Origin of the sequence: Muriicola marianensis (genome assembly GCF_014638095.1) — a bacterium.
GTDB classification, from domain to species: Bacteria; Bacteroidota; Bacteroidia; order Flavobacteriales; family Flavobacteriaceae; genus Muriicola; species Muriicola marianensis.
Map to the genome: position 1 here is coordinate 470,899 of NZ_BMFH01000001.1, position 21,346 is coordinate 492,244.

Annotated in this window: 20 protein-coding genes; 17 read left to right on the forward strand and 3 right to left on the reverse strand. The window is 48.2% G+C overall.

The genetic code is table 11. From position 1 onward, the window contains the following. Positions 1 to 27: 27 nt before the first annotated feature. Positions 28 to 1,443: an MATE family efflux transporter gene (locus IEV19_RS02240; RefSeq protein ID WP_188369074.1), complete on the reverse strand. Its 1,416-nt coding sequence runs from the start codon at positions 1,441 to 1,443 to the stop codon at positions 28 to 30. A 122-nt stretch (positions 1,444 to 1,565) separates the two neighbouring features. Continuing rightward, positions 1,566 to 4,742 carry a cytochrome c biogenesis protein CcsA gene (locus IEV19_RS02245; RefSeq protein ID WP_188369075.1) on the reverse strand — a complete coding sequence of 1,059 codons (3,177 nt, stop codon included), beginning with the start codon at positions 4,740 to 4,742 and terminating at the stop codon, positions 1,566 to 1,568. Positions 4,743 to 4,886: 144 nt separating this feature from the next. Between IEV19_RS02245 and IEV19_RS02250 the strand changes: the two genes are divergently transcribed. The 7 genes from IEV19_RS02250 (at position 4,887) to IEV19_RS02280 (ending at position 12,698) form a co-directional block, all read left to right on the forward strand. Then, the gene (locus tag IEV19_RS02250; protein WP_188369076.1) at positions 4,887 to 5,651 is read left to right on the forward strand and encodes a Rossmann-like and DUF2520 domain-containing protein; all 765 of its coding nucleotides are present in this window, start codon (positions 4,887 to 4,889) and stop codon (positions 5,649 to 5,651) included. Further along, positions 5,635 to 6,162 carry a KdsC family phosphatase gene (locus tag IEV19_RS02255; RefSeq protein WP_188369077.1) on the forward strand — a complete coding sequence of 176 codons (528 nt, stop codon included), beginning with the start codon at positions 5,635 to 5,637 and terminating at the stop codon, positions 6,160 to 6,162. The genes IEV19_RS02250 and IEV19_RS02255 overlap by 17 nt, the downstream gene beginning before the upstream one ends. Further along, positions 6,155 to 6,754 carry a Maf family nucleotide pyrophosphatase gene (locus IEV19_RS02260; protein ID WP_188369078.1) on the forward strand — a complete coding sequence of 200 codons (600 nt, stop codon included), beginning with the start codon at positions 6,155 to 6,157 and terminating at the stop codon, positions 6,752 to 6,754. Before IEV19_RS02255 ends, IEV19_RS02260 begins: the two co-directional genes overlap by 8 nt. Before the next feature lie 33 nt (positions 6,755 to 6,787). Then, positions 6,788 to 7,723 carry a septum formation inhibitor Maf gene (locus IEV19_RS02265; RefSeq protein WP_188369079.1) on the forward strand — a complete coding sequence of 312 codons (936 nt, stop codon included), beginning with the start codon at positions 6,788 to 6,790 and terminating at the stop codon, positions 7,721 to 7,723. A gap of 4 nt (positions 7,724 to 7,727) precedes the next feature. Beyond that, on the forward strand, positions 7,728 to 8,273 hold the full coding sequence (locus IEV19_RS02270; RefSeq protein WP_188369080.1) for a mechanosensitive ion channel domain-containing protein: 546 nt from the start codon (positions 7,728 to 7,730) through the stop codon (positions 8,271 to 8,273). 76 nt (positions 8,274 to 8,349) lie between these two features. After that, the gene (locus tag IEV19_RS02275) at positions 8,350 to 10,887 is read left to right on the forward strand and encodes a PIG-L family deacetylase (protein WP_188369081.1); all 2,538 of its coding nucleotides are present in this window, start codon (positions 8,350 to 8,352) and stop codon (positions 10,885 to 10,887) included. 104 nt (positions 10,888 to 10,991) lie between these two features. Then, positions 10,992 to 12,698: a sodium:solute symporter family protein gene (locus IEV19_RS02280; protein WP_188369082.1), complete on the forward strand. Its 1,707-nt coding sequence runs from the start codon at positions 10,992 to 10,994 to the stop codon at positions 12,696 to 12,698. Between the two features lie 49 nt (positions 12,699 to 12,747). Here IEV19_RS02280 and IEV19_RS02285 read toward each other — a convergent pair whose 3' ends face one another. After that, entirely contained in the window at positions 12,748 to 13,590 is an 843-nt protein-coding gene (locus IEV19_RS02285) for a DUF2911 domain-containing protein (RefSeq protein ID WP_188369083.1), read from the reverse strand. A gap of 200 nt (positions 13,591 to 13,790) precedes the next feature. Here IEV19_RS02285 and IEV19_RS02290 point away from each other — a divergent pair, with 200 nt between their 5' ends. The 10 genes from IEV19_RS02290 to IEV19_RS02335 all read left to right on the forward strand — a co-directional run bounded on the left by IEV19_RS02290 (position 13,791) and on the right by IEV19_RS02335 (position 21,345). Then, positions 13,791 to 14,288 (forward strand): SRPBCC family protein, encoded by a 498-nt coding sequence (locus IEV19_RS02290; RefSeq protein ID WP_188369084.1) that lies wholly within the window; start codon positions 13,791 to 13,793, stop codon positions 14,286 to 14,288. A gap of 2 nt (positions 14,289 to 14,290) precedes the next feature. Continuing rightward, positions 14,291 to 14,983: an SDR family NAD(P)-dependent oxidoreductase gene (locus IEV19_RS02295; RefSeq protein WP_188369085.1), complete on the forward strand. Its 693-nt coding sequence runs from the start codon at positions 14,291 to 14,293 to the stop codon at positions 14,981 to 14,983. After that, positions 14,984 to 16,288, forward strand: a complete 1,305-nt coding sequence (locus tag IEV19_RS02300; RefSeq protein WP_188369086.1) for a cryptochrome/photolyase family protein — start codon at positions 14,984 to 14,986, stop codon at positions 16,286 to 16,288. It begins immediately after the preceding gene. 80 nt (positions 16,289 to 16,368) lie between these two features. Continuing rightward, positions 16,369 to 17,796: an amidohydrolase gene (locus IEV19_RS02305; RefSeq protein WP_188369087.1), complete on the forward strand. Its 1,428-nt coding sequence runs from the start codon at positions 16,369 to 16,371 to the stop codon at positions 17,794 to 17,796. 10 nt (positions 17,797 to 17,806) lie between these two features. Next, entirely contained in the window at positions 17,807 to 17,980 is a 174-nt protein-coding gene (locus IEV19_RS02310; protein ID WP_188369088.1) for a Lacal_2735 family protein, read from the forward strand. Between the two features lie 4 nt (positions 17,981 to 17,984). Continuing rightward, complete coding sequence (locus IEV19_RS02315) at positions 17,985 to 18,425, forward strand: (4Fe-4S)-binding protein (RefSeq protein WP_188369089.1); 441 nt, start codon at positions 17,985 to 17,987, stop codon at positions 18,423 to 18,425. 51 nt (positions 18,426 to 18,476) lie between these two features. After that, the gene (locus IEV19_RS02320) at positions 18,477 to 19,391 is read left to right on the forward strand and encodes a TolB family protein (protein ID WP_188369090.1); all 915 of its coding nucleotides are present in this window, start codon (positions 18,477 to 18,479) and stop codon (positions 19,389 to 19,391) included. Positions 19,392 to 19,418: 27 nt separating this feature from the next. After that, positions 19,419 to 19,862, forward strand: a complete 444-nt coding sequence (locus tag IEV19_RS02325) for a VOC family protein (protein ID WP_188369091.1) — start codon at positions 19,419 to 19,421, stop codon at positions 19,860 to 19,862. A gap of 74 nt (positions 19,863 to 19,936) precedes the next feature. Then, positions 19,937 to 20,938 (forward strand): pirin family protein, encoded by a 1,002-nt coding sequence (locus IEV19_RS02330; protein ID WP_188369092.1) that lies wholly within the window; start codon positions 19,937 to 19,939, stop codon positions 20,936 to 20,938. Between the two features lie 2 nt (positions 20,939 to 20,940). After that, the gene (locus IEV19_RS02335; protein WP_188369093.1) at positions 20,941 to 21,345 is read left to right on the forward strand and encodes a hypothetical protein; all 405 of its coding nucleotides are present in this window, start codon (positions 20,941 to 20,943) and stop codon (positions 21,343 to 21,345) included. Position 21,346: the final 1 nt, after the last annotated feature.

A 21,346-nucleotide genomic window follows, 5' to 3' on the forward strand; every position in this document is an offset into this window, starting at 1 on the left:
TGATGCGGCTAAAGTTACAAAATTAGCTTAAACCACGGTCTGCTTCCAGTATCCTTTCCGGAACCAGATCACGGCCATAATAGAAAGGAGGACTTCGGCCAGAAGGATAGCGAGGTAGACCCCGAGAACCCCCCAATCCAGGTAAAGGGATACGAGATAGGCAAACGGCAGCTGCACGAGCCAGAACGCGATAAAGTTGATCTTGGTCGGCGTCTTCGTATCCCCCGCCCCGTTGAACGCCTGGGTAACCACCATACCATAGGCATAGAACAAATACCCGGTTGCTACGACTTGCAGGCAAAGCGCACCATTCTCTATCACTGGGACCACATCGGAGAAAAGGGCGATGATAGGCTTAGCCAGGAGCAGATATACAAGAGAGATCAGGAACATAAAGATGGCATTGTACTTGCCTGTGATCCAGACTGATTTCTCTGCTCTGTCCGGCTTTTCCGCCCCCAGATTCTGACCTACCAGGGTAGCCGCGGCATTGCTCATCCCCCAGGCAGGCATAAAGGTGAACATCATCACCCGAATAGCGATCGTATAACCGGCCAGTGCTTCACTTCCAAATTCGGACATCAAGCGCATGAGGAATACCCAGCTGGAAGTGCCGATCAAAAATTGGGCGATCCCTCCAAGGGATACCCTGATCAGGTTGAACATGATCTTAACCCTGAGGACCAGATCAGACAGGGCCAGCCGGATCCTGCTCCCTCCCTTAAAAAGAATATAGAGTTGAAACAGTACTGCACTCCCCCTGCCTATATTGGTTGCGATCGCTGCACCCGTGACCCCAAATTCAGGAATGGGGCCTAAACCAAAAATGAAGATGGGATCCAGGATGATGTTAAGCCCGTTGGAAAGGATCAGTGTCCACATGGCGACAGATGCGTCACCAGCTCCACGGAACACGGCATTAATCAGGAAGAGAAGTACTATTGTGATATTCCCTCCGATCAGGAACTTGGTATATCCGTGGCCTTCGGCTATCAGATCAGAGGACCCTCCCATAAGGGACAGTATTTCCCTGGAATAGGTGAGTCCTATCACCCCTATGATCACCGAGATCAGAATTCCAAGGAAAATAGCCTGAACGGCCGCACGGGCAGCTTCTTTTTCGTCCTTCTCCCCTATCCTCCTGGCCACCACGGCCGTTGCAGCCATGCTCAACCCGATGGCAAGGGCATATACCAGGGTGATTACAGACTCGGTCAGGCCTATCGTCGCCACCGCATTCACACTCACGCGGGAGACATAGGCTATATCGACGATGGCAAAGATAGATTCCATCATCATTTCGAGGATCATAGGAACTGAAAGCATGAAGATGGCCCTTCGGATACTTCCACTGGTAAACTCTGTCTGCTTACCCCTTACCGCATCCATGAAGATTTTGAAGAATTCTGTTAAGGGATTGCCGGTTTTGGATTTCGGATCCATAATGAGATCGTACTTGTTTGGTTGATTCGCAAAACCAGATGATAACCGGAATCAAAAGCCGGAGTTCGGGATTGCAAGTTGTAAAGTTGCAAAAAAAAGGGTTAAGAAAGGTTTGTGATGCCTTAATCTGAATAATTTACCCTGTACCTCCAGAAGCTCAAGCCCCCTAAGACCAGTACTCCAAGGAGGGTGTACCAAATAAATGACGGGGTTATCACCTGGGCTCCGCTCGCATAGCTATGAAGGCCGACCAGGTAAAAATTCACTCCAAAATAAGTCATCATGATGCTCGAAAAGGCAATAATACTCAGGAAATTGAATGTCCATCTACCCCTCAGGCCTGGTACAAGCCGCATGTGGATAACGAAGGCATAGACAAAGATGGAAATCAGGGCCCATGTCTCTTTGGGGTCCCAGCCCCAGTAACGTCCCCAGCTCTCATTTGCCCACTGGCCTCCCAGGAAGTTACCAATGGTCAGCATGATCAGACCAACGGTCAGGGCGAGCTCATTGATGATGGTGAGCTCTTTGAGGTTGAGGTCCATTTTGGCCTTGTTCTTTTTGTTAGTAAGGATTATGAGCAGGAGGGAAACCACCCCGAGGATCATCCCCACGGTAAGCGGACCGTAACTTCCCACGATCACCGCCACATGGATCATAAGCCAGTAACTGTCTAGTACCGGGACCAAGTTAGCGATAGCGGGATCTACCCAGCTTTGGTGGGCTATCCACAGAAGCATGGAGGTGACGAAGGTCGATGCCGCAATGGTCATGTCGCTCTTTCTTCCCAAAGAAATACCCATTGCCAGGGTAGCCCAGGAAACATAGAGGATACTTTCGTAAGCATCACTCCAGGGGGCGTGCCCGGAGATATACCATCTCAGGATTAGACCGGCCGTATGCCAGATAAAAAACAGATAGATCACTCCCTTAAAGAAATAGGTCGCGATCTTCCAAATCTCCCTGTCCTTGAAAATCCTGAAGATGAGCACGAAAAACATAAGGATACCCACCAGGGCATAGTACTTGTAAAGTCTGTTGAAGATATCCAGTTTATTGTAAATAGTCTCGGCCTCGATTCTGTTATCAGAGGGTAGCACTTCAGAACCGTTGTTCTTCTGGTTTTGAGTAAAGGCCTTTACGATCTTGTCAGCTTCTGTATAATCCCCAGACACTTTCGCTTCTCTGAGCGTCATCAGGTAGTAGGGAACCACATTGCGGATAAAATTTGCGTAAAGAGTGTCGCCTACCTGGTACTGCCCACTTCGGAATTCGGTAGCCGAGATCCACTTGTTGTTTTCATCATTGAGCAGGGGGAAGATCTTGAGGATCTCACCACTTAAGGTTCTGTCCAGCAAACTCAGCCGGAAATAGGCGTCTTTGAAGTCCTGTTGAAATTTATTAGGGGTATTCGTGGCAAAGGCTTCCTGAAGATAGGGTCCCAATTTATTCCTCCCCTGGGTATCGAAAAAGTCGGTCGCCTTGATATATTTCTGGCCTTCCGGAACGCCTATGATTTTACGGATACTGTCATTCTGTGCTTTTTTATCGAGGGCGATAAAATCCGTATTGTACCACAGGGCCGGATTGAGCATCATGGAAATAAAGACCTGGTCTGCATTGAGGTCTTTATATGAGTCCTTGAGACTCAGCTTCCTGAGCAACTCTGAGGCAAAGGTGTTGATCGGCTTCATCCGCCCTCCTTCATCCTGTATGATCACCTTCCCGAATTTGGCAGCGTGCTCATCCGGGATAGTCGTGGCCCGGAGTAAAGAATCAAGGTCGGCCTCACTCGGCCCGGTAGAATGAATATGCCCGGGGACCTGGGGCGCCTCCTGGGCGTTCAAGGGTAAAAGCATCGCAAAAGCGAAAACCGCGGTCAGGGCTGCTTTTTTCTTCTTTAATTTCTCCAGGGATTTCGCGAGATCTTTGAATCTTGTTTTACCAAAAAACATAATGCCAAGGAGTCCCAGGTACAAAAGAAAGTACCCGGCATATGTTATCAGCGTTCCGGGACGGTCGTGGTTTACCGAGAGTACGGTTCCCTTCTCATCCGGGTCGAAACTCGCCTGGAAAAACCTGTAACCTTTGTGATCCAGGACGTGGTTCATGTAGATGTCGTAGTCAAAAGGCCGCTCGTCCTCCACAGTGATCTTACTCATAAAAGAGGCATAGGCCTTTTCTGTACCCGGGTACTTTTCAGCAATAAAATCGTTGAGTTTAATACTGAACGGCAATTCATAGACCTTTGAGCCATAACCCAGGGTGAAATCGAGGCCTCCCAGGGAGAATTTGTCCATAAAATTGCTGATGCCCTTTCCTCCGAGCACTTCTTTCCTCACGGTTTCACCATTGGTGGTAATATCGAGGATCAGGGCATCCTGGGTGTTATTATCCTGTTCTTCTTCAGGTACCTGCACTACCCCGTAGGAACCTTTGATCACCGGTTCCGGGAAAACGAACTGCATGGTGCCCATGGAGTAAAGGGAACGCAACTGGAGGGTCTGAAGGCTATCTTTTTCAAGGTTTCCCTCGAATTGATCTGCCATGCGCATAAAACTTGCCTCAAAAGGGGATTTGATCTGGTAATTAGCGCCGTCCCAAAAAATATTCACCGCTCCTTCGGTCTCCTGATTGAGCGAGAAAAGAACATTATGTACACTGGTCACCTTTCCTTCTTCCAAATAGTGCTCATGCCTGTTTCCATCACCTGACTCAACGATCTTCAGGAAATTCGCCCCGTTCTCATCCGGTACCAGGCTTTTCTTAGCCCCTTTGATAAATCCGGCGTAAGCGATCTCAAAATCCTGCCCATTGAAATCCTCGCGCCACGGAAGGGTGGATTTCATGCCCTCGGGTGTTACGATCAGGTCGTCCTGCAAGGGCTTTCGCTTCAGCTCTCCTTCCATCTCACCATCTACCAGTACGGTGAGGTAGGTCTTATCTGAGTAGAAAACATTCTCGGTACTCCCTTCCCGTATCGGCATCATTCCTTCAAACCCTATGTAGCGGGTAACTCCGGCGCCAATAATGATGAGGATCCACGACAGGTGCAGGGCAAGCACAGGCCATTTTTTCCATTGAAGGAGTTTATACCTGAACATGTTGCCTATAAAGTTGATCACAAAAAAGACCATAATGATCTCGAACCATCTGGCATTGTAGATATAGATCTTGGCAGTTTCAGTACTGTACATGCTTTCGACGAAGGTACCAATGGCCATGGCGATGGCAAAAACTAGGAAAAGGACGGCCATGAGCCGGGTCGAGAACAGGATCTTCTTCAAAGTCTCTAACATAAATGTTATGCGCTTTATCGGATATTCAGCCGCAAAAATACAGCCTTTTTAGCGTTTAGGCGGTCCTATTTCCCCAGAAAAAGTTAAACATTAATGTTAATTATTTTGAAAGCAACACCCTCCCAAAAAATTGTACTTTTGGGCATGCTCAAACTTATCCTCATAGGGACAGGAAACATTTCCAGGTTTCTTTTTGATGTCCTTGTAGACCAACCCGATGTTTCTGTAGTGCAGGTCCTGGGAAGGAATATTCAGGCACTGGATTATTTCAGGGACAGAGCTAAGGTTAGCAGCGATTTCAAAGCGATAGAACAAGCGGATCTCTATATCCTCGCCGTCAGTGATGAAGCTATCAGCGAAGTTTCTCGCAAACTGCAAATTGAAAGTGGTTTGCTGGTGCATACGGCCGGGAGTATTTCCATGGACGCGCTCCCCAAAGAAATGAGGCGGGGTGTGCTCTACCCTCTTCAGACCCTGAGCGGCATCTTACCGGAGAAGATGAAAGATATACCATTGTGCGTGGAGGCTGGTTTTGAAGAAGACTACCTCCTCCTGGAAAAACTGGCGCGTCTTATCTCTGACAGGGTAGTGCGTATCACTTCCGAAAAGCGGAAATTACTGCATCTTTCTGCGGTTTTCGCAAATAATTTCAGTAACCACCTCTTTTACCTCTCTTCTGAGATCTGCGAGGAGCACGGAGTTGATTTCGACCTGATCAGGCCCCTGATAAGGGAAAGCTGTACAAAAGTGATGAACCAAAATCCCTTTGATGCCCAGACCGGGCCGGCACGCAGGGGCGATCAAAGGACCCTGGAAGAGCACCTTGGGATGCTCACCTCAGCACGACTTAAGGAGATTTACAAAGTATTAACCAAATCAATCCAACATACCTATGGAAAAGAGTTATAAGACTCAGCTCAAGCACATCAACACCTTCGTTTTCGACGTAGACGGAGTACTGACAGACGGACTCGTACTGGTAACCACCGATGGGGAATTGCTGCGGAAAATGAACGTGCAGGACGGGTATTCCATAAAGACTGCTATTCAGAAGGGATACCACATCTGCATCATAACAGGAGGCACTAATGAGGGTGTGAGCAAAAGACTTCGGGGTCTTGGGGTAAAAGATGTCTTCCTGGGGGCACATGATAAGAAAAAGATCCTCTCAGAATACCTCGAAAGGCATTCCATCGACCCGAATCAGGTATTGTATATGGGTGACGACATCCCGGACATCCCTGCCATGCAGATGGCGGGATTGCCCTGTGCACCTCAGAATGCAACGCCTGAGGTTAAAGCGCTCTGCCGCTATGTTTCACATAAAAGTGGAGGCGAAGGATGCGTGAGGGACGTGATCGAGCAGGTCCTGAAAGTCAGGGGGGATTGGTTCCAGAATTTCAGCGCTGCCAATGATTGAGAATCCGCTCAGTGTCAGACTCATAGAATACAGGATACTTCTGGCCTCGGGTTCCCCCAGGAGGCAGGAATTCCTCAGATTGATGGGAATTCCCTTTCAGGTGATCAGGAATGAGGTAGACGAGCATTATCCTTCACATCTCAAGGAGGCTGAGATCTCAGATTACCTGGCTGTTTTAAAGTCAGAATCCCTTAAAAAAAACCTCAGCACCAGGGAAATCCTGATCACAGCAGATACGGTGGTCTGGTATAATGGAACCTCCCTGGCAAAGCCAAAAGACGTGGAAGAGACCTGCAAAATGCTGGAAACGCTTTCCGGTCAATGGCACAAAGTAATCACCTCAGTATGTTTTACCACCCTTGATGCACAGCGAGTGGTGAACTGCACGACCGATGTGCGATTCAGGAAACTGGAAGCAGATGAGATCCGGTATTACGCTGAACACTTCAGTCCGCTAGACAAGGCCGGTGCCTACGGGATACAGGAATGGCTGGGGATGGTCGGGATTGATGAAATCCGAGGCTCCTACACCAACGTGGTTGGCTTGCCTACCCATATAGTTTACAAAACGTTAATGGCCATGGCGAGGTAAATCCTGTTGGGTACCTTCGCGAAAAATTTGACCATGACGCCCATAATTACCAGAATCTCACTTATTTTCTTAAGTCTATTAATTGGATTATCATCCTGTCGGAAAGTAGAAAAAGATGCGGTAAGTGAAGATAAACAAGACATAACACAAAAGGCAGATCCTAAACCGCTGACAAAATCTTTCAAGGATTACTGGTATGCAGGAGAGGCCGAGATCACCTCCTACGAGCTGGAGCAGGCACGATACGGACAGATTCATCCCGGCAAAGCAGTTCTCATTTTTGTGACAGAACCCTTTAATCCTGATAAACAGGTAAAAGCAGACCAAAGCTCCCCTACTAATGTCTCAGTTTTGAAATTGAATGCGACCAAGAATTTCCTGACCGGGATATACCCCTACTCTGTGATGAGCAGCACCTTTTACCCGGTGGGAGACAATCAACACGCTATCAAGGTGACCTCCTCTATACAGGAGTGGTGCGGGCAGGTTTTTGCCCAGTTGAACAACAGGGATCAGTTTGAGATAAGGTCCTTCTCTTATTTTGAATCAGAGGGAGACCAGGATCTGCAACTGGATAAAGCACCACTCGAAAATGAAATCTGGACACAGATCAGGATAAGGCCGGAAAGCCTGCCTACGGGTGAGATTTCTATGATCCCGTCCTTTGAATACCTCAGGCTCATGCACAAACCGGTAATGGCTTACCGTGCGGAGGCTCGGCTCGAACAGGATCAGGGGAACAATACATATATACTCACCTACCCTGAACTGAAACGGGAACTCGTGATCCGTTTTAGTGAAACTTTCCCCTACTCCATCGAAAGCTGGGAAGAGACCTATCCCAGCGGCTTTGGTCCTTCGACCGAGGTACTTACCACAAAAGCCAGGAAAATTAAATCCTTAAAGACCCCGTATTGGCGACAAAATGGAAATGAGGATGTATCTTTGCGCGATACATTGGGAATTTAGAAACATGGAAGAGATTATCCTTGAATACAGCAATGAGCTGCTGAGCTCCGCGATCATTCTTACCGTAGTGGTAATTCTCAGGTTCCTTACCAACAAGGCCGTGAGGAAAGTGGGCAGTATCAGCGATCTTAACGAGGCGCGAACCAGGCTTGTCATCAAATACATCTCCTTCGGTTTTACAGCGCTCGCCATTGTGGCTTTGGTACTGATCTGGGGAGTAAATATCAAGGAGCTCGGATTGATCCTGTCATCCATCTTTGCTGTGATCGGTGTGGCTCTCTTTGCCCAGTGGTCTATTTTAAGCAACGTAACTGCCGGGATCATTCTGTTCTTTTCCTTTCCCTTCAAGATTGGGGATCGCATACAGATCATGGATAAGGATCTGGAAACCTCGGGAAACTATGTGATCGAAGACATCAGGGCCTATCACATCCACCTGAGAAAAGACAATGGACAATTGGTCACCTATCCCAACAACCTTATCCTTCAAAAGGCGGTTTGTGTGATCTCGGACGAAATAATTGAAAATGAGGGAAGTGATGCGGTTTAAGCTGTTAAAGAAGTCGTAAAAACCGATTATAGCTTCCATAACTTTCTATCTTTGGGGACCTGTCAAAACTAAATTTATGGGCCTGAAATTTCGTTTGTTTCTTTCCTTTTTCGCAGTTTTACATCTGATTTACGGCCAAAGCCCGTCAAAACCTTCCTCGACAGACATCTATCACAGCCTTCAAAAGCTCAATTTCCTGGGATCGGCCATGTACATAGCTGCACACCCGGATGATGAAAATACAAGGTTAATATCTTATCTGTCTAACCAGGTCCACGCCCGCACAGCTTATCTCTCCATCACAAGGGGAGACGGTGGTCAGAATCTTATAGGCCCCGAGCTCAGGGAATTACTCGGCGTACTGAGGACGCAGGAATTGCTGGCCGCAAGGCGAGTTGACGGAGGGACGCAATTCTTCACCAGGGCCAACGACTTCGGCTACTCCAAGCATCCGGATGAAACCCTGAAAATCTGGGACAAAGAAGCCGTGCTGGGGGATGTGGTCCATATCATCCGCGAATTTAAACCAGACGTGATCATCAATCGTTTCGATCACAGGACCCCGGGTTCAACCCATGGCCATCACACTTCTTCGGCTGTTTTAAGCGTAGAAGCTTTTGACCTGGTCTCAAATCCTAAGGCTTATCCCGAACAATTGCAGGAGCTGGGAACCTGGTCTCCAAAACGTTTGTTCTTCAACACCTCCTGGTGGTTCTACGGAAGCCAGGAGAATTTTGAAAAAGCGGATAAGTCCAGGTTGATCGAACTAAACACAGGTGTATTTTATCCCGTACTGGGGATGTCCAATAACGAGATCGCCTCCATCGCCAGCAGTCAGCACAGATGCCAGGGATTCGGGAGACCGACCACCAGGGGTAACGAAGGGGAATACATAGAATTATTAAAGGGTGAGATGCCGAAGCAGCAGGCAACAGACCTTTTTGAGGGGATCGATACTTCCTGGTCACGGATCGAAGGGGGTGAAGCTATCGGTAAGATACTTTACGAAGTTGAAGAGAATTTCGATTTTAAGGATCCATCCAAGCACCTGAACTCCCTGTTAAAAGCCTACCAACTTCTGCAAAATGTCAGGGATGAGCATTGGAAAAGCATTAAACTACCCGAGTTAAAGGAATTGATCACCCATATCACCGGCTTGTATCTGGAAGCTTCTTCGGATTTTGCATATTCTAATCCGGAAAGCTCTGTAAATGTGGATATTGAATCGGTTAACAGAAGTGATGCTTCAATTGTTTTGCAGCAGATTTCGATCGGTGATCTCACTCAGATTAATCCGGGTGTCTCCCTTGAAAATAACGACAAAAAGAATTACACCCTTACTTTTGAAGTGCCTCCTTCCACTTCATACTCCAGCCCATACTGGTTGAATAAAAAAGGGAGTCTGGGAATGTACAGGGTTGAGGATTTCGACCTCATTGGGCTCCCCGAGACCCCTCCGGCTTTTGAGGCAAAATTCCTGCTGGAGGTAAACGGTGTTCCCCTTGAGATCACAAGGTCTGTGGTCTACAGATACTCTCGTCCGGAAAAGGGAGAACTCTATAGCCCCTTCAACATCCTTCCTCCTGCTTCTCTGTCGATACGCGACAAAGTACTGATCTTCGACAGCCCGGCTCCAAGACAGATCGATGTCGTCGTAAGGGCGCTCCGAGACAAGATTGAAGGAAGTTTGAAACTGGATGTACCCCAAGGCTGGGGAATAGACAGAAATGATGTTACGGTAAGTCTTCAGAATAAAGGAGAAGAAAGGATCTTCTCATTTATGGTCACCCCACCGGAAGGCGAGAGCGAAGGGATCATAAGTCCGGTTCTGATGCTCGATGGGGAAAAGCTCACTCAGGAACTGGTAACCATTGCCTACGATCATATTCCTACCCAGGAGGTTCTGCTCCCATCAGAGACCAAGGTGGTTAGGCTCGACATAAAAAAGGTCGGGCAGAACATAGGTTATATCATGGGCGCCGGTGATGAGATTCCCAGCAGCCTCGAACAAATTGGCTACACCGTACACGAACTCAAACCTGAGGAAATACAGATGGGAACTCTCGGGGCCTACGATGCCATTGTAGTGGGTATCAGGGCATATAATGTTATTGATGAGATGCGCTTCAAACAAGATGCCCTTTTGGACTACGTGAATCACGGGGGCAATCTGGTTGTCCAATACAATACCTCTGGGAGAAGCGGACTGGATTTTGACAATCTCGCTCCCTATCCAATCCATATTTCCAGAGACAGGGTCACAGAGGAAGATTCACCCGTTGAAATTCTCAACCCTAATCACCCCCTGATGAGTTTTCCAAACAAGGTGACCAAAGCTGATTTCCAGGGATGGGTTCAGGAGCGTGGCCTCTACTTTCCCGATACCTGGGATAAAGCCTTCACTCCTGTCCTTTCTATGGCCGACCAGGGAGAATCTCCTAAAGAAGGTAGTCTTTTGATTGCCTCCTACGGAAAAGGAACGTACATTTATACCGGACTCAGTTTTTTCAGGGAGTTGCCGGCCGGAGTGCCGGGAGCCTTTAAGCTTTTTGCGAATATGCTTTCTCAAAACAAGGCAAAACTCCAACAAGAACCACCAGTAAAGGGCAAGTAATGGAAGAAGTAAGAAAATGGAAAAGGGAATATTCCCTGGTGATCATCCTGAATATCGCCTACGTTCTCATTTTTTACTTCATCATGATATCAAACGCCTGACGCATGGGGAATCTAGACTGGTTCGTACTCTCCGGGACCCTGTTGTTCATTGTATTCTACGGAGTCTGGAAGACCCGCGGAAGTAAAGACGTCAGCGATTATGTCCTCGCGGGGAATCAGGCGCGATGGTGGACCATAGGTTTATCGGTCATGGCGACCCAGGCCAGTGCGATCACCTTTCTTTCTACACCCGGACAGGCCTTCCACGACGGAATGGGGTTTGTTCAATTCTACTTTGGTTTGCCCCTGGCGATGATCGTCATCTGTATGGTCTTTGTTCCGATCTACCACAAGCTCAAGGTTTACACCGCATACGAATTCCTGGAAAAACGCTTCGATCTCAAGACGAGGTCCCTTGCGGCCATCCTGTTCCTCATACAGCGAGGTCTCGCAGCGGGAATAACGATCTACGCCCCTTCAATTATTCTGTCTGCAGTGCTGGGATGGGACCTGTTGACCCTGAACATCATCATCGGGATCCTGGTGATCATCTATACGGTCTCCGGCGGAACCAAGGCGGTCAGCGTAACCCATAAACAGCAGATGATCATCATCATGACAGGGATGTTCATCGCTTTCTTCTTTATTCTCGGTGCCCTGCCTCCTGAACTCAATTTCGGGAATGCCCTCAAGGTTGCAGGAGCCAGTGAAAAATTGAACATCCTCGACTTTGATCTGAATACCTCCAGCCGGTATACCTTCTGGAGTGGGATCACCGGTGGATTTTTTCTGGCCCTCGCCTATTTCGGGACCGACCAGAGTCAGGTGCAGCGTTATCTCAGCGGTAAATCCGTGCGCGAGAGTCAATTGGGTCTAGTCTTTAATGGGCTGTTGAAGATTCCAATGCAATTCTTTATCCTTCTGGTGGGCGTCATGGTATTTGTGTTCTATCAATACCACCCTTCCCCCCTGAATTTCAATCCGGCTGCGAGCATAGCGGTAGAGAATTCCGAATACGCCGATGATTACAGGGAACTGGAAGAAAGACACAGGGAGATCGAGACGGAGAAGATGATGGCTCAGGACGAATTCTACGCCGCCCTGAAGCTCAAGGAATACGCTGCAACGGTAGAGGCAAAACAGCACATTCTGGCCGCCAATCAAAAGGAGAGGGTAAACCGTGAAAGGGCCAAGCTGCTGATCTCACAGGCAGACAGCCTCGTGGAGACCAACGATAAGGATTACGTATTTATACATTTCATTCTCAATAATTTACCCCGTGGCCTGGTTGGTCTGCTTCTGGCCGTCATCCTCTCAGCAGCCATGTCTTCCACGGCATCCGAATTGAACGCTCTCGGTACTATTACTGCGTTAGACTTGTACAAACGGAATAGAAAGGTAGATCTGACACCCAAGCACTACGTACTCGCATCCAAGGGCTTTACCCTGGTATGGGGGATCATAGCAATTGTCATAGCCGGGGTGGCCGATCTCTTCGACAACCTAATTCAACTGGTCAATATCATTGGATCCATCTTCTATGGAAATGTGCTGGGGATTTTCCTGCTGGCCTTCTTTCTGAAATTTGTAAAAGGCAATGCAGTATTTGTTGCCGCCATCATCACGCAGATCGTAGTGATCTTTGGTTTTATGGGCGACTGGATGTCTTATCTCTGGCTGAACGCTTTCGGTTGTACGCTGGTCATAGTCCTCGCAATGATCCTTGAAGGGTTTGACAGGGTACTTCGAAACCCAGCCGTAGAGATATAAAAAACCCCTGCACAAAGGCAAGGGTTTATTGTTTTACCTATTTAGAACTTTACATTGCACCCCATTCCTTCAGGGAATCTTCATTCATCTTTACGTAATCGGCGTTATTTGCTGCCTTGGCGGCCGCCAGGGATCTTTTGGCCGCTTCAATTGCGCCTTTCTTATCCCCCATCTTGGCATAAATGAGTGATTGTGCCCTCATCATCCAGAAGGCATTGCTGTTCATGGACACTGCCTTATCTATCCATTTCTTGGCTTTTTCAAGGTCTTCCCCTTCCTGGAAATAGAAGGTAGCCGCAGCGAAATAATCATTAGCTGATGGCCCGCTCATTACGGACTCTATACTTTTCATGGTCATTTCCTTGGCAGGAACCGTGAACGGTACTCCCACATAGGTGTTTTCCCAGAGCATACCCAGGGTAGCTCCATTGTTGTGAAGATCATCCAGGGTAATAGTAAATGTCTCTACCGGCATTTCCATGGTCATTACCTCAGCCGTGTAAGTGGCTGCAACCTTATCTTCTGCCCATTCCTGAGGTGTTCCCCAATTATTGGTATCTGTGTAGAAATACACTTCCCAACTGGAGGCAGAGGGCTTGGTAAAAACAGCATACGTACCTGCTTTCAGAGTCTTATCCCCTACCATAGCATCGGTACTAAAGGTGATCATGGTGTTTTGGTTGGCACCGGTTCTCCATAATTTGTCGAAAGGCACGAGATTACCCATAATAGTCCTGCCCCTCATGGATGGACGGGAATACTCAACAGTTACATCGGTCAGACCTACTTTTTGCATAAGCTTTGAGGCCGGACTGGGTTGAGGCGACTGGATCTGAGCGATCAATGGAATAGACACCAGCATCGCCAGAGTGATTGCGATAAATTTTTTCATTTTTTGTCGGATTTTAGGTTCTTTCAAAGTTAGGGATAATTGCCTTAAATCCACGCAAAAAAACAGGGTGGTATCCCCCGGTATATTCAAGTTCTGAGAGGCCGAGAATAGAATCATTGTAGACCTAACTTTACTATTTGTTTAACAATAATTATTTTTTATTGAACAAAAATGCCGTTAATTTTGTTAAAATTGACTTCATGAGCATGTATCGCCTTTCGGCAAGCCAGTCTTTCCCCATTTCCAGGGAGATCGCCTGGGAATTCCTCTCAGACCCTGCTAACCTGAAGGTCATAACACCCCCATCCATGGGATTCAATATTCTGAGCGGGGCAGATCGAAAAATGTATCCCGGACAGATCATTCAGTACAAGGTGAACCCCTTTCCCGGTTATAGCACGAAATGGGTCACAGAAATCACCCATGTGGAAGAAGGACGTTATTTTGTGGATGAGCAGCGCTTCGGACCTTACGCGATGTGGCACCACAAGCATTTTATTAACGAGATCGACGGAGGCGTGGAGATGGAGGACGTGATCGACTACAAACTCCCGTTTGGATTTTTAGGGGACCTGGCGCACCCCTTGCTGGTTCGAAAACAACTAGTCTCCATTTTCAGCTACAGGGAAGAACAATTGATCAAAAGGTTTGGTGCCTTTGAAGGCAAATCGAAATCAATAAACATTCAAAAAATATAAACATGAAAAAGAATATAGTATTAATAGGCGGATCGCATGGGATCGGATTGGAACTGGTCCGCCTGCTACACGAGTCACACAATGTCTTTGTGGCATCAAGAACAGCAGATGACCTCGATGCCCTTAATGTCACCCATCTTCCCTTTGACGTGACGAAAGATGAACTCGACTTGACTCAGTTGCCGGAGAAACTTCACGGCTTTGTATATTGTCCGGGCAGCATCAACCTGAAGCCCCTGAAAATGATGAGCATGGATGCCTTCCGGGAAGATATGGAGATCAATTTCTTCAACCTGGTAAGAGTTACCAAAGAGGTGATGCCCAGGATGGCGGAGGATTCCTCTGTAGTCTTCTTCAGTACAGTAGCCGTGGGAATGGGTATGCCTTTCCACACGAGCGTGGCCGCCGCCAAAGGTGCCATTGAAGGATTCGCAAAAGCACTGGCCGCCGAGTACACCCCAAAGGTCAGGGTAAATGTGATCGCCCCTTCCCTCGTAGACACTCCCCTGGCCTCCAGATTATTGAGCAACGATAAGAAAAAGGAAATGATGGCAGAGCGCCACCCTCTCAAAAAGGTGGGTACTCCCGCTGATATTGCGCACATGGCAGCCTTCCTCCTCAGGGATGACAGCGGATGGATGACAGGGCAGATCCTGGGCGTTGACGGGGGCATGTCTACCTTAAACATATCCTAAATGAAAAAAGCTTCAGTATTCTGGTTCAGAAGGGACCTCAGGCTTGAAGACAATACTGGGTTGGTGCATGCTCTAAAGGGAGATGCTCCCGTGTTGCCCGTCTTCATCTTCGATCCTGAGATCCTCCAGGAATTACCGGAAAACGATGCCAGAGTAAGTTTTATTCATTCCACCCTGCAGGATCTTAGAAATCGACTTAAGGAAGGTCACGGTTCTTCCCTCGCCCTTTATCACCAAAAACCCCTGGACGCCTTCAAGGAGCTTTCCGCGCAGTATGACCTTGAGGCCGTGTACACCAACAGGGACTACGAGCCTTATGCAACCAAGCGGGATAAGGAGGTGTCAGAATTCCTAAAATCAAAAAGTATTGCTTTCCACACCTTTAAAGATCAGGTCATTTTTGAAAAGGATGAGGTGGTAAAAGACGACGGTGACCCCTATGTGGTCTACACCCCCTTTATGAAAAAGTGGAAGGAGCATTTTGAACAGGAGCAACCGCTGAAAAACTGGAATCCTGAGTTGGAAGGTTCTAATTTCTTTAGTGATAAAGAACTTCCCAACGTCTCCCTGGCCGAAATGGATTTTGTAGAATCTGAGATCAAAGTACCGGAATACGACGTGTCGACTTCTATGATTAAGGATTATGAAAAGACCCGAAATTACCCTGCAAAGGAGGGAACTTCCAGATTGGGACCCCATTTGCGATTTGGGACGGTTTCCATCCGCAAAATGGTCGACAAGGCCATGGCCGAAAAGAATGAGACTTTCCTCAATGAGCTTATCTGGAGGGAATTCTTTATGCAGATCCTCTGGCATTTTCCTCATACTACTCATAAGGCCTTCAAGGAGAAATACGACCATATCAAATGGCGCAACAAGGAAAAGGAATTTGAAAAATGGAAGTCGGGTCAGACCGGTTACGCCCTGGTGGATGCGGGAATGCGCCAGCTCAATGCCACCGGTTATATGCATAACAGGGTGCGCATGCTGGTGGCCAGTTTCCTCTGTAAGCATTTGCTGATCGACTGGCGATGGGGAGAGGCCTACTTTGCATCCAAACTACTCGATTATGAGCTCAGCAGTAATGTCGGTAACTGGCAATGGGCAGCAGGCAGCGGGGTAGATGCCGCCCCCTACTTCAGGATATTCAATCCAATGACCCAGATCGACAAATTCGACAAGGACAGGAAGTATATCCGGGAATGGGTGCCTGAGGCAGATACGGAAGATTACGTTTCTAAAATGGTAGATCACAAGAAAGCCCGTGAAAGATGCCTTGAAACCTATAAGGCGGCTTTGAACTGATACACTCACCTGAATTTTCATGGCCGATGTTGATCAGGTTTTGCTATATTTAGTACCTAACCTATAAGATTGAGTCCTTCATGAAATACTTCGCTTTATTCGTTTTATCATTATTTGTGATCCCGGTGACCGGACAAAAGGTCAGTGGAAATAAAAAGGCCATCCTCTCGTCCATAGAAAAGCACCAGGACAGGCTGGTCCAGATCAGTGACTCCATATGGGCCCTGGCGGAAACAGCTTTTGAAGAGACAGGATCCTCGAAGATCCTGGCTGATTACGCAGAGGCGAATGGGTTTAAGGTAGAGCGCGGCGTTGCCGGAATGCCCACGGCCTTTGTGGCCACCTACGGATCAGGAAAACCGGTCATCAGTGTGTTGGGAGAATTCGATGCCCTTCCGGGCATATCCCAGAAAGCCCAACCTACCAAATCTCCTCTTGAAGAAGGGGCAGCCGGCCATGGATGCGGCCACAACCTTTTTGGTACTGCCAGCCTGGGCGCAGCCATAGCGGTGAAAGAGCTGATCGCCTCCGGGAAGATCAAAGGCACCGTAAAATTCTTCGGTACACCCGCGGAAGAAAAATTTTTCGGCAAGATCTGGATGGTGAAAGAAGGCTTGTGGGATGATGTGGACGTCAACCTGAGCTGGCACCCCAGTGCAGATACAGAGGCCGATGTACAAAGCACACTCGCTTTGATTGATTTTAAGGTTGAATTCTTTGGCCAGGCGGCCCATGCCTCTGCGGATCCCTGGAACGGACGTAGCGCTTCAGACGCACTGGAACTATACACCACCGGGATCAATTACTACAGGGAACACATCAAACCCACCGTACGAATTCACTACCACATACAGGACGGAGGGCAAGTGGTGAATGTAGTACCGGACTACGCCAGGCTTTGGGTAAGAGTTAGAGACACCAAACGCAGTGGGATGATGCCCGTTTATGAAAGGGTCAGGGCCATGGCCGAAGGGGCAGCCATCATGGCAAACGTTGACTATAAAATTTCACTGATCTCAGGGATCTACGAAGTACTGGTCAACCGGGCCGGAGGAGAGGTCATGCAGAAAAACCTTGAACTGCTTGGGCCGATCACCTACACCGATGAAGAAATGGCCTTCGGGAGAAAAATACAGGAAGAGACCGGTAAGCCCCAGGTTGGTATGGTAAGCGATATCCCACCCCTGAAGGAAACCAAGGAGAATCCCGGAGGTGGATCCACAGATGTAGGTGATGTCAGCTGGAATGTACCCAACATCAACCTCGGAGTGACCGTGGCGCCCAAAGACACCCCCTGGCATTCCTGGGCTGTCGTAGCCTGTGGGGGGATGAGTATAGGGCACAAAGGGATGCTCCAGGCTGCCAAAGCTCTGGGCATGACCATGGCCGACCTGTTCGAGAATCCAAAACTGGTAGAAAAGATAAAAGCAGAATACAGGGACCGCAAAGGCGATGAAGTATATGAACCTATGATCCCTGAGGGTCCGCCCCCCATTGGTAACAATTAAGTTAAAAACTATGTTCGGCCTATTTAAAAAGAAGAGTCCGCTTGAAAAACTGGAAGCGGAATACAAGAAAGTGATGAAGGAGGCCTTTGAGCTTTCCAAGGTAAACCGCAGTGCAGGAGACGATAAATACGCTGAGGCTGAGGAGATACAAAAGAAGATCGAAGCACTGAACCAAAACAAATAAGGCCGTGGCAGAAAGAGAAATTGTCAAAGAATACGGGCGGGAAGACCTGACTGTAATTTGGAAACCCAAAAAGTGTATTCACTCAGAAGTATGTGTAAAAACGCTCCCGGGAGTATACAAACCCAATGACAAACCCTGGATTCGTCCGGAAAATGCTTCGGTTGAAGCCCTGGTCGATCAAATCGACAGATGCCCATCCGGGGCCTTGAGCTACCGGTTGGCAACAAAGGATAAAAAACCTGAATTAAAAACAGAAAATATGAGTCAGAAAGTAGAAGTGACCCCCAACGGGCCCCTGATGGTCCACGGAGAGATTGAGATCAAAATGGTGGACGGATCCACCGAAACCAAGAAACGCGCAACAGCCTTTTGCCGCTGTGGGGCATCAGACAACAAACCCTTTTGTGATGGCAGTCACAAAAAAGTTGATTTCGAAGACTCATAATTCTCACGATCTTTTTACCTCAAGGATAAAAGTCCCTGCAGAAAGTATTTTATGAGATCTCTATGGACCCTTTCCTTACTGCTAACCGCCTTTCTCTATGCCAGGCCTCAAGACCCTTCCGTGATCTCACGTCTGGAAACATATGACCTGTCCACCGGACAGCGTACTGTGGTACTTGAGGAACAGGCCCACTTTGAAGCTCCCAATTGGAGTTCGGACGGTAGGTATTTTATTATCAATCAAAACGGATTGTTGTTCAGGGTATCTCTGGATGGCAACTCGAAAGAGAGGATCCCTTCAGGGGAAATCCGGAATTGTAATAATGACCACGGGATCTCCCCTGACGGTACCCTGATCGCCCTGAGCAACAATGACCCTGATGAGAATGCTCCTTACGGTTCGTCCCGAATCTACTCGATTCCCATTTCCGGAGGTACTCCTAAACTGATCACCCCGAAAATGCCTTCCTACTGGCACGGCTGGGCCCCGGATGGGAAGTCCGTCCTCTATGTAGCCCATCGCGGAGAGGACTTCGACATTTACAGCAAAGACCTCGATAATCCCGAAGAGATCAGGCTTACTTCAGATCCCGGCCTCGATGACGGCCCGGAATACAGCCCGGATGGAAGTTTTATTTATTACAACTCCTTTCGCTCAGGGATGATGGAGCTCTGGCGGATGCGTCCGGATGGTACCGAGAAGGAACAACTGACGGATGACGCGTATTCCAATTGGTTCCCCCACCCTTCCCCGGATGGAAAATACCTTGTTTTTATCTCCTACCTTGAGGATCAGGGGCAGGCTCATCCCCCTATGAAGAATGTAGCACTCCGACTGTACGATCTCGGGAATAAGAAAATACAAACACTGTGTTCATTTACAGGTGGACAGGGGACGATCAATGTGCCTTCCTGGTCCCCTGACAGTACCAAATTCGCCTTTGTATCCTATCAGGCTGTGCATTGAAACCCGGTCCAAATAAAAAACTTCAAAATGAAATACACCTTTTTTATCGCACTGATGCTCTCTATCCAAGTAGCACTAGCCCAGGAAATCTCCTTTCGGATCGACCATTATTCCATGGTGGTGAAGGATCTCGAGAAAACAGGCGACTTCTATGCCTCAGTCCTGGGTTTGAAGGACATCCCCCACCCCACTCGTGCCGAAGGTTTCCGATGGTTCACAATTGACGGTGTAGCCCAGCTGCACCTGATCAGGAAGGAGAGCATTTTGGGGAACCGGTCTAAAAGCGAACACCTGTGCTTGTCCACTGCAGGATTGGATAACCTTATCGAATCTCTGGAGCGTCAAAATATCCCATTCTGGGATTGGGAAGGAAATTCAGGAAAGGTGACGCTGAGAGCAGACGGGGTACGACAAATCTACCTGCAGGACCCGGAAGGAAACTGGATAGAGGTCAACGATGCGGCACAATAGCTGCTGATCCCTTAACATATCTATAAGACTGGGGAAACCCAGCAATACTTAATTTTGGGGCTAAACTGATTGACATGCCCAATTCCATAAAGAAGATATTTCCCCTGGGATTTCCCTGGGAAACCGAAGATCCCTTTCTGTTTTGCGTCTACCATCTGGATCACTATCCCAAAGGCAATGATGAGATGGGGCCAGCGGCCTCCCTGGAGGGGAGAAATCTCGGAAACGACTTTACCCCTAACGCTCTGGGGTGGCGAATGTACCACGGGCATACCGTTCCCGGTTTCCCTTACCATCCCCACAGGGGCTTTGAGACGATCACCATTGTCAACAAGGGCTTCTGTGACCATTCGGATTCCCTGGGTGCTGCCGGTCGTTTTGGACAGGGAGACGTTCAGTGGATGACAGCCGGCAGAGGCGTACAGCATTCCGAAATGTTCCCCCTGCTCAGACAAGACAAAGACAACCCACTGGAACTCTTCCAGATCTGGTTGAACCTGCCGAGGGAGAAGAAAATGGTAGATCCTCATTTTAAAATGCTGTGGCATGAAGACATCCCCGAAATACACGAAAATGGAACACGGCTAAAGATCATTGCCGGAAGATACTTGGAATCGAATGCTCCTGCACCAGCCCCGGATTCCTGGGCGGCTTCTGAGGAGAACCACGTGGCCGTTTGGAACCTCCACCTCAACCCCGGGTCGAGTTTTACGTTCCCGGAGATTCCTGACGGCGTGAATCGGACCTTGTATTTCTATGAAGGAGATTCAGCCGTTATAGAAAGTACCCGTATCAGGCCCGATCACGGCATCACTTTGAATACAAATGCTGTTGAGTTGACCAACAACGGACTGGAAACGGGTCATTTTCTTTTGCTTCAAGGAAAACCCATAGGAGAACCAGTGGCCAAATACGGCCCCTTCGTCATGAATACAGAAAGGGAAATACAGCAGGCCATGGATGAGTACAGGCTGACACAATTCGGAGGTTGGCCCTGGCCCTATCCCGACAATGTTCACGACAGGGACAAAGGAAGGTTCGCCAAATATCCCGACGGTACACTGGTAGAAAAGTGATCATGGCAGACGTAACTCGACTACTCCTGGATTTTGGTCTTTTCGTGCTGATCTGGATGGTACAACTGATCGTGTATCCCAGTTTTATCCATTTCTCTAAAAATGGTCTGGCTGAGTGGCATAAAAAATACACCCCGCGCATTTCCTTTCTCGTCATACCCCTGATGCTTGGTCAGCTTATGGTCTACGGTGCATTATTGCAGGAAGCAAAGACTTTTTACACCATTTCCTGCTTCATCCTGGTCCTGTTGGTATGGCTGGTGACATTTACCGTTTTTGTCCCCCGGCACAAAGCGATTACTGCAGGGAATTACACTGATAAAACCCTTAAAGAGTTGGTGAATTTCAATTGGGTGCGTACCGTGATTTGGTCTGCACTCTTCTTCTGGACCTACGCCATTCTCTAGA